This window comes from Acidobacteriota bacterium (assembly GCA_034211275.1).
In the GTDB taxonomy this organism is placed as follows: domain Bacteria; phylum Acidobacteriota; class Thermoanaerobaculia; order Multivoradales; family JAHZIX01; genus JAGQSE01.
Genome location: JAXHTF010000061.1, coordinates 13,579 through 31,318, shown reverse-complemented (window position 1 = coordinate 31,318; position 17,740 = coordinate 13,579). Strand labels below are relative to the sequence as shown.

The 17,740-nt window shown below is 67.3% G+C and carries 8 protein-coding genes; 4 read left to right on the top strand and 4 right to left on the bottom strand.

The genetic code is table 11. The features are described from left to right. Positions 1-171: 171 nt before the first annotated feature. The 3 genes from SX243_11920 to SX243_11910 form a co-directional block, all read right to left on the bottom strand. The gene (locus SX243_11920; GenBank protein MDY7093668.1) at positions 172-5,925 is read right to left on the bottom strand and encodes a DNA repair ATPase; all 5,754 of its coding nucleotides are present in this window, start codon (positions 5,923-5,925) and stop codon (positions 172-174) included. A 57-nt stretch (positions 5,926-5,982) separates the two neighbouring features. Further along, positions 5,983-7,923, bottom strand: a complete 1,941-nt coding sequence (locus SX243_11915) for a flotillin family protein (protein ID MDY7093667.1) — start codon at positions 7,921-7,923, stop codon at positions 5,983-5,985. Positions 7,924-8,200: 277 nt separating this feature from the next. Then, entirely contained in the window at positions 8,201-9,628 is a 1,428-nt protein-coding gene (locus SX243_11910) for an MATE family efflux transporter (GenBank protein ID MDY7093666.1), read from the bottom strand. A 505-nt stretch (positions 9,629-10,133) separates the two neighbouring features. Here SX243_11910 and SX243_11905 point away from each other — a divergent pair. The 4 genes from SX243_11905 to SX243_11890 all read left to right on the top strand — a co-directional run bounded on the left by SX243_11905 (position 10,134) and on the right by SX243_11890 (position 15,779). After that, entirely contained in the window at positions 10,134-10,775 is a 642-nt protein-coding gene (locus SX243_11905; GenBank protein ID MDY7093665.1) for a sigma-70 family RNA polymerase sigma factor, read from the top strand. Then, positions 10,772-13,507: a serine/threonine-protein kinase gene (locus SX243_11900; protein ID MDY7093664.1), complete on the top strand. Its 2,736-nt coding sequence runs from the start codon at positions 10,772-10,774 to the stop codon at positions 13,505-13,507. Before SX243_11905 ends, SX243_11900 begins: the two co-directional genes overlap by 4 nt. Positions 13,508-13,591: 84 nt before the next feature. Beyond that, a complete protein-coding gene (locus tag SX243_11895; GenBank protein MDY7093663.1) occupies positions 13,592-14,332 on the top strand; it encodes a hypothetical protein in 741 nt (246 codons plus the stop codon). A 157-nt stretch (positions 14,333-14,489) separates the two neighbouring features. Then, positions 14,490-15,779 carry a hypothetical protein gene (locus tag SX243_11890; protein ID MDY7093662.1) on the top strand — a complete coding sequence of 430 codons (1,290 nt, stop codon included), beginning with the start codon at positions 14,490-14,492 and terminating at the stop codon, positions 15,777-15,779. 443 nt (positions 15,780-16,222) lie between these two features. Here the strand turns inward: SX243_11890 and SX243_11885 are convergent, their stop codons facing one another. After that, positions 16,223-17,740, bottom strand: a complete 1,518-nt coding sequence (locus SX243_11885; GenBank protein MDY7093661.1) for a sodium/proline symporter — start codon at positions 17,738-17,740, stop codon at positions 16,223-16,225.

The following is a 17,740-nucleotide window of genomic DNA, read 5'->3' as shown; positions in this document are numbered from 1 at the left end:
GCCAACAGGGGGGGGGGACCCACTTGTTGGTCTCGTGTTGCCCACAGGGGGCACCCAAATGTTGGTCCCTGATTTTTCAATAACTTAGGGCACTTCTCGTAGGGTGGGCGCCAGCCCACCGGACTCGCTTCGGCACAGAATTTGGTGGGCTGGCGCCCACCCTACATTGACCTAGGACGGATCGCCGGGCTCGGCAGGCTCACCCTTCCCCATCAGCCCCTGAGTATCCAGCCGACGGAGGGCAGCGGCCAGGTCCTTGAGCCGGTCCAGGTGCTCGAGGGTACCGTCGAGGAGGGATTCGATGCGCTTGTCGGCGGGGAGCTCGTGGCGCTTCATCCAGCGGTGGATGCTACGCACCAGCTCCATCAGGCCCTGGTCTACGGAGGTGGTGAGCTCTTCCAGGATGTCGTGGACGCCGCTCTGGAGGGTCTGCACCACCTGCACCGTGGTGCCGGAGCCGGCCGGAGCGATGTCCGAGGTAGAAGCCACGCGGCCGATGCCGTCCTGCACCGCCTTGTCCACGGCGTGGGCGATGAGACCGAGGCCGCTAGCCAGCTGTTCGAGCTGAGCTCGGATCCCCGCCAGCTGCTCGGGATCGAAGGCGGACGTGACCTCCGCCGCCGGAGCCGCAGGCTGACGGGGAGTTTCTTTTTGCAACTGGGCCCGCTGCTCCACCTCGCTGGCGGCCAGAGACTCGACGACCTTTTGTAGGCGCTCGATGTAGGGATCGAGGTCGAGCTCCACCCGCGGGGCTTCCGGCGCCGCCAGCGCCGCCCTGGCCTCTCCCGCCGCGGCGGCCCTCTCCACGGTGCTCCTCTCCACTGCGGCCCTCTCCACTGCGGCCCGAGCGGCGCCCTGAATCTCCCGGCCGATCTCCGAAAGACGCTCCGAAAGCAGACCCAGGGTGCCGGTGACCCGGGTGATGGGATCGTCCTCGTCGCCGCCCATGGCCTGGGCGCGGGCGAAGCCGCGGAGGATCTCCTGCCAGCGCTCCTGCTCCTCCGGCGTCAACACTCCCCGCAGCTCCCGCAGCTTGAGCAGGTTGTGCTCGGCGCCGGTGGTGAGGGTTTGGGCCTCGCCGCGGTAATGATCGTCGAGGAGCGCCTCCAGCTCCTCGCGGTCCATCACCGCCACCACCCGCTCGGCGAGCTTGGCCATGTTGCGATAGCTGCCCTGGAGCTGGAAGCGGGGCTCGGTGCGATAGCGGTCGTCCTGGGCGGCGGAGGCGATGTATTGGCGATTCACCGCCAGCAGCACCTGCTGCACCCGCAGAAGCTTCTCCAGCACCGCCAACACCTCCGAGAGCTCGGCGGCGCTGTAGGGATGCTGCAGCTGGTCCGTGGGCACTTCCTCGCCCTGGGCTCGGCGCACCAGCAGATAGAGGTCCTCGCGAGGACGCCCCGCCAGGGGGGCGAGCACCGGGTTGGAAGTGAGGGCGTTCTCGATATAGCTGAGGGCGAAGAGCCGGTCCTTGCCCGAGAGCACGTCCCCCAGGTTGTAGACGTCGGAGCGGTTGGCCAGCATGTCGGGGATCTGGAAGCGCTCGCCGGACTCGGTGTAGGGATTGCCCGCCATGCACACGGCGAAGCGCTTGCCCCGCAGATCGTAGGTGCGGGTGTGGTCGCGCCACACTCCCTCCACCCGACGCTGGGCGTCGCACAGGGAGATGAATTTCTGCAGCAGCTCGCTGGAAGTGTGCTGGATGTCGTCGAGGTAGAGCAGCACGTTGTTGCCCATCTCGAAGGCGAAGTTGATCTTCTCCACCTCCTGGCGAGCGGTGGCGTTGGGCGCCTCCTGGGGGTCGAAGGAGGTGACGCCGTGGCCCAGGGCCGGGCCGTTGACCTTGACGAAGACCAGCCCCAGGCGGTGGGCGATGTACTCCATGAGGGTGGTCTTGCCGTAGCCCGGCGGCGAGATGAGCAGCAGCAGCCCCATGAGGTCGGTGCGTTTCTCGTCCCCGGCAGCACCGATCTGCTTCGCCAGATTGTCGCCGATGAGGGGCAGGTAGACCTCGTCCAGCAGGCGATTGCGCACGAAGGTACTCATCACCTTCGGCTCCAGCTCGTCGATGCGCAAGCGGCGGCGGGCACGCTCCAGGACTTCGTGGCGCAGCTTCTGGTAGGCCCGGAAGGCGGGCACTCGGCGGCTCCGGAAGCGCTCGTAGCGCGCCAGCAAGCCGTCCACCCGCAGCCGCAGCACACCGCCGCGGATGCGCGGGTGCTGGCCCAACATGCCGTCCAGCTCCACCGCCAGCAGGGGCCGATGGGTTTTCCGCTCCAGCCGCGCACCGCCGCCGTCCCCCAGTGCCAGCCACGCCGCCACCTCGTCCCGGGCCCAGCGGCGGTCCTCGGCGATGCGGTGTTCTTCGGCGATGGGTGAGGGCTCCGACGCCTCGTCCGACCTCCCCTCCTCAGAGGTCTTGTCGGCTTGGCGGGCGAGGTAGCCGTCGAGCCATAGGCGAGCGAGCTCCAGGCGGTGCTCCAGGCTCTCCAACTGCCGCAGATCGTCTTCGAAGGAGCGGTCGAGGCCGTGGCTGCGCAGATAGCTCTGGAGATCCCCCTCCAGGTCCTCCGCCTCGCCGGAGACCTCGAAAACCGTGTGTTCCTGGCCCAGCTGACGTACCAGGTAGGCAGCACTCTGGCGGGGATCGGCGGTGGATGCCAAGGGTAGGGACTCGCCGTCCCCACCGGCGGCGAAGGCTTCGATGCGCCGCGCCAGCTCCGCCTCCAGCTCGGCGGTGGCGGCCCGGTGGCCGAGCTCCGCCTGCAGCCGCACGACGCTGGAGCAGCGGCGCTGGAGCCGTTCCCGCTCGCCGCGCTCCGCAATCTGAGCGAAGTAGAGCACCGCCAGGGCCCGGGCATCGCCGCGGTAGCGCAGCAGCCCAGCGGTGGTGACGGCGGAGACCAGATGCCCGAGAATGCGGGCGGCGTCGTGATCGTGGACACCGCGCTCGTAGCCCTCGTCATAGCGCTCGGCGGCGACCCGCCGCACCACTTGCAGGAGACGATCCGTCTCCAAGGCATCGTGGAGCTGGTCGAGGTCGAGGCCGTTCCGGCCCTGCTCCGCCGCCCGCAGAATCGAGCACGCCAGGTACTCGCCACGGTAGAGCTCCTCGGTCTCGGAGACCAAGCTCTGGCTCCACAGCTCCTCGGTTCCGTCCAAGGCGGCATCCTGCACCGGTTCGAAGAAGTCGGTGCCGGTGAGATGGAGGAAGAGCCGGCTGCCTTTCGAGCCTCCGTCGGAGCCGCCATCCCGGGAGATGAGGGTCAGGCCCAGGGGCTGGGTGTTGACACTGAAGCGGTGGCGCCCCAGGCGCACCAGGTTGCCTTCCTCGAAGATCTCCCGGCGGTCCCGCAGGGAGCGGGCGGCTTCCTGGCGGGCGGCTTTGATGGCGCCTTCGATCTCCTCCGCCTTGACCTCGGCGCCGGCTTCCCGCAGCTTGCCGGTGAGGTCCCGGAGCTTGAGGAGCATGGGATCGGAAGCGAAGAAGGCGTTGAGGTCGTCGTCGTTGTCGAAGCTCTCCGCCCGCCGTTCGAGGCTGCCGAGAATGCGCTGAGACGCCTCCGCCAGCCGTTGGGCGCGGAGCTGGCGCTGCTCCAGGAGCTGCTGTTTCTTGGCGCTGAAGGCCTCCGTGACCTCCTCCCGCTGGGTCACCAGCTGGTCGAGGAACTCGTCGAAGTCGGCGTAGCGGCTTTCGATTTCCTCCAGCTGTAGCAGCAGCCGGGTCAGCGCCTCGTCGCATTGCTCGGGGGTTCCGGCGAGGCTCAGCGCCGAGGAGACGCTCTGGGCGAAGAGCTTGAACTCGGCGCCGAACTCCAGCCGCGCCTCCTTGCCCCGCAGCTCCTTGCGGCGCACCTCCAGCAGCGCCCGCACCCGGTTGGCCCCGGCCAGCACCTCGCTGATGCGCTCCAGCAGATCCGCCCGCGCCGCCGCGTCGTCGATCTCCAGGGTGCCGGTGACCTCCGCCAGCACCCGCAGCCCCTCGTCGAGGGCAGTGATCTCCTCCTCCACCGCCGCCACGTCGCTGCCGCGGTCGAGCTCCGCCACTTCCCCCTCGAGCTCGTCCAGCCGCCGGTGGTAGGGCGCCAGGGCCTCCTCTCCGCCGAGGAAGTCCACCGCCGCCCGGGCCACCCGTTGAAAGCTCTCCGCCACCCGCCCTTCGAGCTCGTCCAAGGACTCCCGGTCGAGGTAGCGGCGCTCCCGCAGAGAAATCAAATGACCCCGCTGGCGGCGGAGCTTGCGCAGCGCCTCCACCGGCTCGGCGGCACTCTCCCAGCGCGCCGGATCCACGGAACGGATCAGCGACTCCGCCTCGGTCCGCGCCTCGTCCAGCGCCGCCGACGATCCCGCCCGCAGCTCCCGGACCTTCTCGAACTCGTCGAGGATCTGCTCGGCGGTGGCCCGCACCTGCGCCACCGCCCCCTGCAGTCCACCCACCTCCTCGTGGTCGAGCCAGTGGTAGTGGTCCAGCGCCCGGCGGCAGGAGCGCAGCAACTCCTCATAGACTCCGGCGGTGGGCTCCTGCTGCTGCGCCGCCCGCTGGATCGCCAGCAGATCCGAAATCCCCCGCACCAGGTCCGCGTTGCCGATCTGCTCCAAATAGCTCGAGGCCTGGTCCCGGCGCTGGGAGGCGGCGTGCTCGTCGCTCTCGAAGGGGGTCTGCCAGATCTGCATGGTGTGGACCCGGGTGGGCTCGTCAGAGACGGAGCGGAAGAGCACCAGGCGGCCGTTGGGGAAGAGGCTGTAGCCGTGGCAATGGATAGGGGTCTGCACCCGCTTGCGGATCAGGTTGTAGGGCAGCAGCAGGAAGTGGCCGTTCTCCCGCTGGTGGAAGACGTAGAGGGCGTCCTCGCCGTTGGGGGAGCGGATGCGGCGGAGGAACTCCAGGTCCTGGGCGCTGTCGGCAAATTCTTTGCACTCGCCGCTCTGCAGGTAATAACCGCCGGGGAAGATGATGCCGTGATCCTCCGGCAGCTGCTGGCAGGCCCAGCCGATGGCGTCGATGCGCCGGACGTCCTGGGTCAGGGTGTTGAACACCAGGTAGCGATGCTGATCCTCACGGTAGGGCAGGATGCGCAGCAGGATCAACGAGCCCACCTCGGCGTAGGCGATCTCCCCGTCGTCCAGCGCCTGATCCTTGTCCTCCACCGGCTCCCGGTAGACCCCCAGGCCGTCCTCGGTGTTGTCCTCCACCTTCACCGTCAGATCGCCGCCGATGGTCTCGACGAAGACCTTGCCCAGGATGTCGACGTGGGCGTGCTGTCCCTGGACGTGCTGCTCGCGGGTGGTGAGGGTCCACTGGAAGTCGTGGGAAGGTCCGAAGGCGTGGTCCCGCTCACCGCGGTTGTCCAGATAGGAAGCGTTGCCGTCGGGGTCCACCTGCCAGCGCAGGACCTTGATGTCGTGGGCCGTGGCGCCGGTCTGGAACACCGCCAGGATGCGCCCCTCGGCATTGCGCAGCTGCAGCAGGCGCACGTCCTTGTAGTAGGTGTAGAGCTCCTGGAAGTCGGAGACGAAGCGTGGGTCCTCGAGGAAGTCCGCCGCCACCGGAGTGAACGCGAAGGTGCCGTCCCCGGTCTCCTCGAACCGATGGCAGCTGAAGACGTCGCTCACCGCCGTCTCTTTGCGCAGGCCGATGAAGACGTTGTAGCCGAAGAGCAGCCGGTCGCCCACCTGGGCCAGGTCCCGGGGCACGCAGTTGTTCTCGGTGCGGATGCGCACCGAGCCCACCACCGCCATCTCCTGACCGCCGAAGAGCTCGATACGCTGCTGGTTGAGGGCCTCGGTCTTCTCCCCCAGCACCGCCGCCTGCTTGTCCAGGCGCTCGCGGATCAACTCGTAGGTGCCCCGGTCCAGCGAAGCTCCCTCGCCACCGGAGCCGCCTTCACCCTCGGTGGTGTCGGAGCGGGTGGGATCTTCAGCCATCGATCACGCTCCTCCCCAGGAAGAGCCTCGGCGGCACGGGGCTCAGCAGCAACCGTCTCACTCGCCGCCGCCGCTCCCCTCGCCGGAGCTTCCCTGCCCCGAACCCCCGGAGCCTCCAGAGCCCGAGCCTTCCAGCGCCCGCATCAATTTGCCCCGATCCACCGTGCCGTCGCTGAGCAGCTTGGCCAGCAGGGCGGTGAGGGTCACGGTCTGGAGCTTCTCCGGCGAGCCGCCCATGCCGCCGAGGACCTGCTTGAGATCCTCCGGCAGATTGGCCTCGCCGTCGAGGTAGTCCGAGAAGAGGGTCCGTAGGGTGTCGGAACGGGAGAGGAATCCGTCCACCGCCTTGCCCTTGGAGATGGAATTGACCAGCCGGTCGAGGAAGACCGCGTCGCCGCCGACGATGTCGATCTTGGCCTGCTCCAGCGCCTGCCCCAAGACCATCGCCTGAGCCTCGGCGATGGCCCGCTGGGTGTCGATGGCCTTGGCCTCGATCTCCCGATCCTTCGCCAGCCGCAGCCGGAACTCCTCGTGGAAGCGGCTCGCTTCGTCCAGGGCCGCCATGGCGTCGGCCTTCTCCTGGATGCCCTGGGCTTCGGCGGTGAACCGCTGCTTTTCTGCCTCGGCGCTGGCGGCGCCCTGCTCGCGGATCACCGTCGCCTCCGCCAGGCCCTTCTTCTCGATGGCCGAAGCTTCCTGCTCCTGCACCCGCACCCGCGCCAGACCCATGGCGGCCTCCTCCGCCTGCACACCCTCCGCCAGCCGGATCTTCGCCTGGGCTTCCTTGTCCGCCGCCTGCACCTCGGCGTCCGCCAGGATCACCCGCTCCCGAGCCCGGTGCTTGGCCGCTTCCTCCAAAGCCTCGGCCTTCTTGATGTCCTTGACCAAGGCCTCCTGGGCCTCCGCCTCGGCGTTGACCACCAGCGCTTCCTTCTGGCGCCGGGCCTCTTCCACCACCCGCACGCCCTTGATGCGCTCTTCTTCCTCGGCGACGGTGCGGTCCACCGCCACGCGCTGGCGGATGACGTCGGCGATGACGCGCTTCTCCTCCTCCAGCTCCTTTTCCTTGGCGATGCTCGCCAGCTCGGTCTCCCGCTCGCGGCTGACCACCTCCAGCTGGCGGTCTTTCTCCACCCGCTCCCCTTCCACCGCCACCACCCGCTCACGGTTCTTCTCCGCCACCGCCACCTGGCGCTGCTTGTTCTGCTCCTGAATCTCCAGCTCTTCCTGGGTCTTGATGCGCGCCGTCTCCGACCGCAGCCGCTCCTCCTCCCGCACCTTCTGGGTCTCCGCCTCCTCCCGCGCCACGACGGTGGCGATCTCCCGCTGCTGGCGGGCCTTGGCGTCCGCTTCCTGACGCTCCAGCTCGTAGATCGCCTCGGCGGCCTCCACGTCCTGCTTCTTGATCAGCTTGCGCTCGTTGTTCTGATACTCGTTGGTCTTGACGTGCTCTTGGGCGGTGAGCTCGGTGATCTTGCGAATGCCCTGGGCATCGAGGATGTTGAACTCGTCCAGCGACGCCAGCGGCGTCTGCTCGAGAAAGTCGATGGCGGCATCTTCGAGGAAATACCCATTCAGGTCACGGCCGATGACGTGGATGATCTGATCCCGGAACTCATCCCGCTTGGTGTAGAGATCGACGAAGTCCAGCTGCTTGCCGACGGTCTTGAGGGCTTCGGAAAATTTGGCGTTGAATAGCAGCTCCAAAGTGCCGGGGTCAGAGGCCCGGCGACAGCCGATGGCCTGGGCCACTTTGATCACATCGTCCTCGTTCTTATTCACCCGCACGAAGAAGGCGACCTTGATGTCGGCGCGGATATTGTCGCGGCAGATCAGCCCCTCGGCCCCGCGGCGGTCGATCTCCACGGTCTTCAAGGAGATGTCCATCTCCTCGACCTTGTAGAGATAGGGGAAGACCAGGGTCGGAGTGAAGGAGACCTTGATGGTTCCTGGACGGGTGATGACCAGAGCCTTACCCTGCTCGACTTTGCGGTACATCCACATACGACGACTCCTTGGAATCAGCTCCAGCTCCACCGGGACGCCAGGTCGGACTGCGGTCCGGACGTCGGCTCCCTCTGGGGCTCGGCCAGGTCTCTCGTTCCCAGACTGCTCTCTCGACTTCAGATCGGTGCAGTCAGGCTGGTAGGTTCAGCAAGCGTTCAGACCTTTCAGATTACCGAATCTTGCATTCATCGACAAGGACTACGACCCCCGCAGAGGATTCGTTTCGCTAAGTCCTTTGCGGGGGTCGTCGTGGGGTCAGGGCCAATTCCTAAACCTGCTTCAGCTTCCATTTGCCACGGCGGAAGACCACCAGGGCCACCACGGTCATCACCGACTCGGCGATGACCACCGCCAGGAACACCCCCTTGGGGCCCAGGCCGGCGACGTGGGCCAGGGTGTAGGCCAGCGGGATCTGGAGCATCCAGAAGCAGAAGAAGTTGATCACCGTCGGCGTATCCGTGTCGCCGGCGCCGTTGAACGCCTGGATCAGGATCATCCCCAAACCGTAGAGGGGATAGCCGAAGGCCAGGATCTGCAGACAGGCGACGCCGTAGGCGATGACCGCCGGCTGGTCGGTGAAGATCCTCAGGATCTGCTCCGCGCCGAAATAGAAGGCGAAGCCCACGGCCACCAGGAACGCGATGTTGTACCGCGAGGCCTGCCACACCGCCCGCTCCGCCCGCCGCGGCTTGCCGGCGCCCAGGCTCTGCCCGACCATGGTGGCGGCGGCGTTGCTCAGGCCCCAGGCGGGCAGGATGGTGAACATCACCACGCGGATGGCGATGGTGTAGCCCGCCACCGCTTCGCTGCCGAAGCTGGAGACAATGCGCACCAAGCCGATCCAGCTGGAGGTGGTGATGAGGAATTGCATCACCCCACCCATGGACAGCCGGGCCAGCCGCAGCATCACCGCCGGCACCGCCACCACCTGTCTCCAGGTGACGCGAATGCGGCTGGCGCCGCCGAACAGGCACCACAGCTGAAACACCACCCCGGTACCGCGGCCGATGGTGGTAGCCACGGCGGCGCCGGTGACCCCCATCTCCGGGAACGGCCCCAGCCCGAAGATCAGGCAGGGATCGAGGATCAGGTTGATGCCGTTGGCCAGCCACAGCGCCCGCATGGCGATGGCCGCATCGCCGGCGCCGCGGAAGATGGCGTTGATCAAGAAGAGAAACATGATCGTCGCCGAGCCTCCCAACAGCACCGCCGTATAGCCGGCGCCGCCGGCGATGACCGAAGCTTCCGCTCCCATCAGGCGCAGGATGTGGGGCGCAAAGATCACCCCGGCGATGCCGATGACCACCGACAGGCCGAGACCGATCCACAACGCCTGCACCGCCGCCACGGCGGCGCCCTCCCGGTCCCGCTCGCCAATGCGGCGGGCGACCATGGCGGTGGTGGCCATGCTCAGACCGATGGCCAAGGCGAAGAGCAGCGTCACCACCGCCTCCGTCAGGCCGACGACGGTCACCGCCTCCGGCCCCAACGACGAAACGAAGAAGATGTCGGCGACGGCGAAGACCGACTCCATCATCATCTCGAGCACCATGGGGATGGCCAGCAGGATGACGGAACGGCGAATGGAGCCGCGGGTAAAGTCCTCTTCTCCACCGGACAAAGCCCGACGGATCAATGCCAAGGCGCCGCGGCGCACCTTGGGGACTGCAACTTGGTTTTCCAGCTCGATACTCATGGTCGAATCCTCAGAACAATGGGGACGGGAAACGAAGTCCACAACGCCTCTCGGCGGACCTGGATGGGCGGCCGTGGAAATCTCGTCCACAGAATCAGGGCACAGATCACCGGCGGTCAAAAAAGACCGGCGACCGAACCGAAACTGCTACGACTTCGCCGCTTGCGCGGCGGCTGAGTGGGGTGCGCCCAGAAGTCCTAGAAAGACGTCAGGCGAGAAACGGTACGGTGCCCACCCAAAGAACCATCGGGGAAGTGGGAGCAAGGGCTCTGGCCTTGAAGGAGGGAGTGATTCGCATCGGCGTGCTCCTGATGGTTGTGGGTGAGTGGGAAGTCGCCCGGGCGGGCGAGCCTTCTCGGTACCTCGAGTCGAGCGTCGAGCTCAACGTTGCATAGATCTTCTAATTTACCACGGAATCGGCGAAAGGTTTCAAAGAATCTCCGTTTTCGACGAACTTCCCGAGTCACCGATGGAAAGGCCGCTCCAAGGAAGAGAGAATGCGACCATGAGCAGCGACGAAATCGGGAGAATGCGGGAAATCACCCAGCTGCTCCAAGATTGGGACGAGGCCGACGAGACGAGCCGCAGCCGCTTGATGGAGTTGATTTACGACGAGCTCTGCCGCCTCGCCCAAGGCCGCCTGCGCAAAGAGCGCCGGGACCACACCCTGCAAACCGCTGCCCTGGTCCACGAGGCCTATCTGCGCCTGGTGGATCAGAGGCACGTGCGTTGGCAGAGCCGGGCCCACTTCTTCGCCGTGGCCAGCACCATGATGCGCCGAGTCCTGATCAACCACGCCCGGGACCGCAGCACCGCCAAACGCGGCGGTGGAGCTCCCCACCTACAGTTGGACGAGAGGCTGCTGCCCTCGGGAAACCTCGGCGAGGGCGGCGGAGAGCCCCGAGAGCGTTGGGACGACTGGCTCGCCCTCGACCAGGCGCTGAGTCGCTTGGCCGAGGCTCACCCCCAACAGGCCCGGGCGGTGGAGCTGCGCTATTTCGCCGGCCTGGGGCAGGAAGAGATCGCCGAGGTGCTGGGGCTGTCCCGGGCTACCGTTACCCGGCGCCTGCGGGTGGCCCGGGCCTGGCTCTATCGTCATCTCCGGCCCCAGGCCTCCCCCGCCGCGGCCCGGGAGGGGCGACCATGATCGGCCACTCCTCCGAGGAGCCGGCCGGGGAAGCCGCCGAGGAACGGGTCGAGGAGCTCTTCGACCGCGCTCTGCGTCTTCCCCCGAAGCAGCGTTCCGCCTTCCTCCGTGCGGTCTGCGGCGAGGACGGAGCGCTTCGCCGGGAGCTGGAATCGCTTCTGCGGGCGGACGCCGAGGCCGGTGGTTTCCTGCCGGAGCTCGCCGAAGAGCCTTCCCAAGAGCCCGTCTTGGCGGGGGAGATCGCCCGGGGCCGCAGGCTCGGCCCCTACCGGCTGCACGAGAAGCTGGGGGAAGGGGGCATGGGGACCGTCTTCCTGGCGATGCGGGACGACGATCAATACCGCCGCCGGGTGGCCATCAAGCTCCTCCCGATCACCATGGCGACGCCGGACCATCTGCGTCGTTTCCGCACCGAACGCCACATTCTGGCGAGCCTCGACCACCCCAACATCGCCCGACTCTACGACGCCGGCGCCACCGCCGAGGGCCTGCCATACTGCGTCCTCGAATACATCGAGGGCGAGCCCTTGGACGTGTATTGCGACCGCCACCGGTTGCCGGTGAAAGAACGCCTGCGGCTCTTCCGCACGGTCTGTTGGGCGGTGCATTTCGCCCACCAAAACCTGGTGGTGCACCGGGACCTCAAGCCCGCCAACATCCTGGTCACGGCGGAGGGCACGCCCAAGCTTCTGGACTTCGGCATCGCCAAGCTCCTCAACCCGGAGCTCGCCGCATCGAGCTCCCAACCCACCCTCACCTGGCACCGGGTGCTGACCCCCAGCTATGCCAGCCCCGAGCAGTTCCAGGGCCGCATGATCACCACCGCCAGCGATGTCTACTCCCTGGGGGTTGTCCTCTACCAGCTGCTCTGCGGTCGGCTGCCCCTGTCCGTGGAGGACAAGACGCCGCGGGAGATCGAGCAGGAACTCTGCACCCGACAGCCCCCCAAGGTGAGCCAGGCCGTCATCTCCCCCGTTGCCCCCGAAGCCGAGGCCACCCCCGGCGCCGAGAGGGAGGCCACCGGGACCGGCCAACCATCGCCGGAGGAGGTCGCCCGGCGGCGGCGCCTGCGGCCCCAGCAGCTGCGCAAGTTGCTCAGCGGAGATCTGGACACCATCGTCGCCAAAGCCTTGCGCAAAGAACCCCAGCGGCGCTACGGCTCCGCTGGTGAGCTGGCGGAGGATCTGCAACGCTACCTCCAGGGCTTGCCGGTGCGGGCGCGCAAAGACACCCTCATCTACCGCGCCGGTAAGCGGCTGCGGCGGCACCGCTTCGCAGCGGCGGCGGCGGCCCTGGTGCTGGCGGTGATCTGCTCCCTGAGCGTGCTCCTCTTCGTCCAATCTCAGCGCGCGGAGCTCGCCCGAGAGCGCGCCGAATCCGTAGCCACCTTCCTCGAGGAGATCTTCCAGGTGGCGGACCCCACCGGCAGTACCAGCCGTGAGACCTCCGCCCGAGAGCTGCTGGACCGCGGCGCCCGGCGCATTCCCCGGCAGCTGCAGGATCAGCCGGAGCTCCAGGCGGCGCTCATGAACACCATCGGCAACGCCTATCTGGGCCTGGGGCTCTACGCGGAGGCTAGCCCCTTCCTCGAATCCGCCCTCGCCCGGCGCCGGGAGTTGCTCGGAGAAGACCATCCCAGCACCGCCGAGACCCTCAACGACCTGGGTGTGCTGGCCGTCCAGCGGAGAGACGTGGAACGCGCCGAGGAGCTTCTGCGCCAGGCTCTGGAGCTTCGCCGCCGCCTCACCGGCGAGACCGGGCCGGCCACCGCCGAAAGCACTCACCATCTGGCGGCCTTGCTCTCCATCAAGGGGGAGTACGAGCGCGCCGAAGAGCTCTTCCGGCGAGCCCTCGACCTGCGCCGGGCCCTCACCGGACCGGAGGACCTGGAAGTCGCCGAGACCCTCAACGGCCTCGGCGTGGTGCTGCGGCTGCGGGGCAAATACGGCCAGGCCGAGCAGGCGCTGACCCGGGGTTTGGAGATCCGCCGCCGTATCCTCGGCGGCGAGCACTACAGGATCGCCGAAAGCCTCAACGACCTGGGCACCCTGTACAACGAAATCGAGGACTTCGAGCGCGCCGAGCCCCTCTTCCTGGAGGCTCTGGACATCGCCCGCCGGCTCTTCGGCGAGGACAATCTGCCGGTGGCGGCACTGCTCCACAACCTCGGATTCCTACATCAGGAGCAGGGCCACCTGGAAGACGCGGAGCGCTTCTACCGCCGCTCTCTGGAAGTCAAGGAAGCGCTCTTTTCCGAGCACCACGAGCGCGTGCTGAGCAGCCTGGGCAACCTCGCCGCCCTCCTCGACGCCAAGGGCGAGCACGGCCCCGCCGAGGAGCTGCACCGCCGGGTGCTGGAGCTGGAGCGCCGAGCCTTCGAGGTCGACACCCCCTACCGGGCCATCCTGCTGGAGAACCTGGCCACCAACCTGCGCCTCCAGGGCCGCTTTGAACAAGCCGAGGTACTGCAGCGGCAATCCCTCGCCCTGCGCCAACGTCTGCTGCGCCCAGACCACCCGGACATCCCCCGCGGTCTGAACAACCTGGGCGTGCTGCTGGCCCAGAAGGGCGAGCTACCGGAGGCCGAGCAGACGCTACGCCGAGCGGTGGAGCTACGCCAGCGGCTGCTGGGCCCCGATCACCCCCACACCCGCCGCTCCGAGGGACACCTGAGGGAGCTTCTCCGCAAGGTCGAAGAATCCAGCGAGGTCGACAACCCCGCTGCCGATTGATCCTCCTGCCTTCCTTCCCGTGCGTTGAAGGGTAGAAGCCCCCATGGCCGGAGCTCGTCCTGGGCCTCGGATCCTGGGGATCTGATGCTCGCACTGCGAGCTTTCACCTTCATCGAGGAGGAATCCATGAACCGCAACATCCTGCTCCCCCGTACCCTCGGCCTCATGATGCTGGCCGCCGCGGCCCTGCTCGCCGTCTTCTGGCCCGGTCCCGCCGCGGAAGCCGCCGGCAACTGCTCCGGCACCAGCGCCGACGCCTGGGGCGACTATATCTACTGGAACAACGACGTCGTCGACAGCGAAGGCCTGTGGAGGGTCAACGGCGCATCGTCGGCGCAAATCCAATACCGCATCGACGGCAACCTCTACCAGACCAGCACCGTCAGCGGCAGCCCCGGCACCTGGTACGGCTGGACCTTCATCGACGACTTCGACGAATGCGGTGACCACACCTTCGAGGTCAAGGTTTGCCCGCGGGTGTGGGACGGCAACGGCTGGACCGTGTGCGAGACCCATTGCGACACGGACACCGCCAACTTCTCTACCTTCAGCTGCCCGAACCTGGACGTCAACTTCCAATGCAGCCTCAGCGGTCCCGGCGGCGTAGTGGGAGTGCAGGGCACCATCCTCGACGGCGATCCGCCCTACAAGGTTGAGACCTACGCGCCCTATGCCTGGGTGACCAAATATGCTGCCACCTACTCCACCGGGCCCCACTCCTACAGCAACCGCTGCTCCTACTCCGGCTACAAAGTCGGCATGCGGATCACCGACGCCGACGGCGAGGTGAAGCTGAAGTACTGCTATTGCGAGACGCCCTGGTAACCGCCTGCACCCAAGCCCGGTGTCCTGCGGGCTCCGGACCCTCGTGGGTCTGGAGACCGCAGGGGCCGGCCCCATCCTCCTCCCAAGCATTCCTATCGCTCCTGGGCAAGCGCTAAGATGAGAACCGATGCGCAGAGGAACGTCGTGGAGAAGGCTCTTGTTCGTGCTGGCGGTGCTGGCCGTCGGCGGAATCCTGGGCGCCCTCGTCGCCGAGCTGCGGCTGCGCCGGGGCGAAGCGGCCATGGGCCAAGAATGGCGCCGGCTGCTGGATGCCGAAAGCTTCGAGGCCGCCTTCCCGACCCACTCGACCAACGAGACCGCCCTCGAAGTCGAAGCCTCGGCCCGCGCCCTCGGTATCGACTTCTTCCAGCCGGCGGGGCTCGACCTCTCCCCCGACGCCGTGGCCGAGACCCGCTGGCGGCGAGCCTCTCCAGCGATTCACGAGTTTCTCGGGCAGCTGTTGAAGGCCCCCTCCAGGAACGCCTGGCCGGAGCTCGAACCGGCGGCTAGCAGCTATCTGCGCTGGGCCCAGCCCCGGCTTCTGCAGCTGGCCCGAGATCTCGAGGAAGGACCTCCGCTCCAATTTCACCGCGATCTGGCCGATCCATCCCAGCCGGTGGCCGGCGGCATCGGTCTCTACCAGCTGCAGAAAGTACTGGCCGCCGCTGCTGCCCTGGCTCTCCAAGAAGACCGGCCGCAAACCGCAGAGCGGCTTCTGGAGGCCGCTTGGGAGCTGGCGACGGCGATACGTCGGGAGCCCCAGGTGGTCCACCAGCTCATCTCCCTGGCCATGCTCCAGCGGCAGCTGGCGGTCCTGCGGGGCCACTGCTCGCCATCTCCCCGGTGGCTCCACCGCCTGCAAGTCACCGAACTACGGCCCCCTCTCCGCGTGGCCCTCGAAGCCCAGACCTACTACTTCGCTTCGCTGGCCCGCTGGGACGGTCCCGTGGAGAGCCTGATCGATACCCAGTTCTCCTTGGACCCCAACTCCGATCTGCCCGGATATGAGTCCTTTCATCAGCCGCTCCTACGCCCGCTGATCCGCTGGAGCCTGAGGGACACCGCCGTCCGCTACCACCGCCACCTCCAGCGCCTCGACCGCATCGAACCGAGAGACTTCGACGCCGGCGCCGCTTGCCGGGACCTGGCTCAGAGCATCCCCCGCTGGCAGCTCGTCGGCCAGATCGTCACCTCCTGCCTCGCCGAAGTCTGGACCCGCGCCCTCAGCCGCGAGCTACACCTGGAGCTGACCGAAAAAGTTCTTCAAGAACGCCTGCACCCCGTCGACCAGGACTACCGCCTTGAATCCAACGCCGTCCCCGGCCTCTTCTGGCTCCGAGAATCTCAACCCGACGAGGTCGTCATTCGCCTCGAGAACGGTCTCCCACACCCCCCAGCCAACGAGCCCGACCTGCTCTACCGCCTCACCCCCAGCGACTGTCCGTAGGCCCCAACCTTGGGGCCATCAACATTTGGGTACCCCTTGCGGAATCAAGCCCCAAACTGGTCGTAAGTCACTGAAAAACAAGGCATCAACATTTGGGTGCCGCTTGTTGACGCTGACCAACAAGTGGGTACCACCCATCCACTACCAACAAGTGGGTAGCGACCATCCAAGCCTTTGAAAAGAAAGGCACCAACAAGTGGGTACCACCCTCGGGAACTCGATTCCACCCCCCTCCTCCTCCATCCCCAGCGAACCGAGGACCTCAGCCGGTCTGGCGAGGGAGCTGGATCCGAGGATGGCCTCCTGGCCACCGCAGGACCCGACTCCCGAGCACCCCGCGCGAGCGCTGCCCTGGTGATGCACGAGAACGCGATCAACACGCGATCAACAAGTGGGTACCACTCCCCGGGGAAGACCGAGGAAGCGATCAAGAGAGCACTCCGTCAGCTCTCCATCACCGCCGCCACGTCCTCCGCGATCGCCACCGGGCGGGTGATCCAGGTCACGGCGAAGAGGGTGACGAAGGAGGCCGCCAGGGCCAGGCTCGAGGGTAGGACTCCCGGAGGCAGCGGTAGCTGGGGAAGGTCCGGGAAAAAGCTCTGGCGGGCGAGGAACTCTCCCACCACGCTTACCACGATGCCCACCGCCACCGACGCCGTGGCGGCGGCGGGCGTGACGCGCTTCCAGTTCAGGCCGATGGCCAGGGCCGGGGTCAGGGCGGCGCCGAAGGTGCCGAAGGCGAAAGTGCCCAGGAGGGCGATGAGGTCGCCGTAGAGATAGGCGAAGATCGCCGCCGCACCGGCGACGCCGAGCACCGCAATGCGGCCCCACAGGAGCTGCTCCGGTAGCCGCCAGCCGAAAGCCTTGGGCAGATCCCGTACCAGCGCCGCGGAGCCGATGTTGACGAAGGAGTCGGCGGTGGACATGATCGCTGCCAAAATTCCGGCGAAGACCAGCCCCGCTAGCACCTCCGGGGCGAATTCCAGCAAAAAGAGGGGCGAGGCCTGGTCCGCATCCTCCAGCGGCGCCAGCCGACCTCCCGCCACCAGCGCCGGCACCGCCAGGCCGATGCCCAGCCAGATCAGCACGCACATCGTCTGCCCGCCGGCGATCACCGCCGGCAGCCATTGGAGCTTCTTCGGATCCTTCAGCATGTAGAACTTGTGCAGCATGTGGGGCTGCCCCAGCGTGCCCACGGCGAAGGTAAAGAAGAAGCCCAGGGCGGTGAACACCGGCACCCCGCCCAGAGGGTCCAGGAAGCCCGGGCCGAAACGCTCCGACTCGGTGATGGAGCGGGTGATCTGCCCCAGCCCGCCGCCGCTCTGCAGGGCGTAGTAGAAGACCCCCACCGCCGCCGCCGCCATCAACACGCCCTGGAAGAGATCCGTGTAAACGCCCGCCACCATCCCCCCGGCGACGGCGTAGAAGAGCACCACCGCCAACCCGATGAGCATGGCCACCGCCAGGCTCCACTCCCCCAGCAGCTCGCGGGTGCCGAAGATCGCTTCGATGAGCACCCCCAGCGCCTGCAGCTGAGCCCCCAGGTAGGCGACGGTGCCCAAGACCACCGCGATCGCCGCCAGCCCGGCGGTAGCTCGGCTGTCGTAGCGCGCCAGCAGGGCGTCGGGCACGGTGTAGACCTCCCGAACCTCCGCCAACAGCCGCAGCCGCTTGGCGATGGCCCAGCACAACATGCCGGCGGTGAAACCCACCGGAGTGCAGATGAAGAGCGAGGCGATGCCCATGCGGTAGGTCAGCCCCGGGCCGCCGATGAAGACGAAGCCCGAGTAGGCCGCAGACATGGTGGCGAAGCCGGTGACCAGCAGGCCGAGGGATTGCCCGGCGATGAAGAAATCTTTGGCGTTGCGGGTGCGGCGCACCGCCCACACGCCGATGGCCACCACCAGCGCCAGATAGATCAGCGAGGTCCAGACGATGGCGGGCTTGTCGAGGATGGGCAT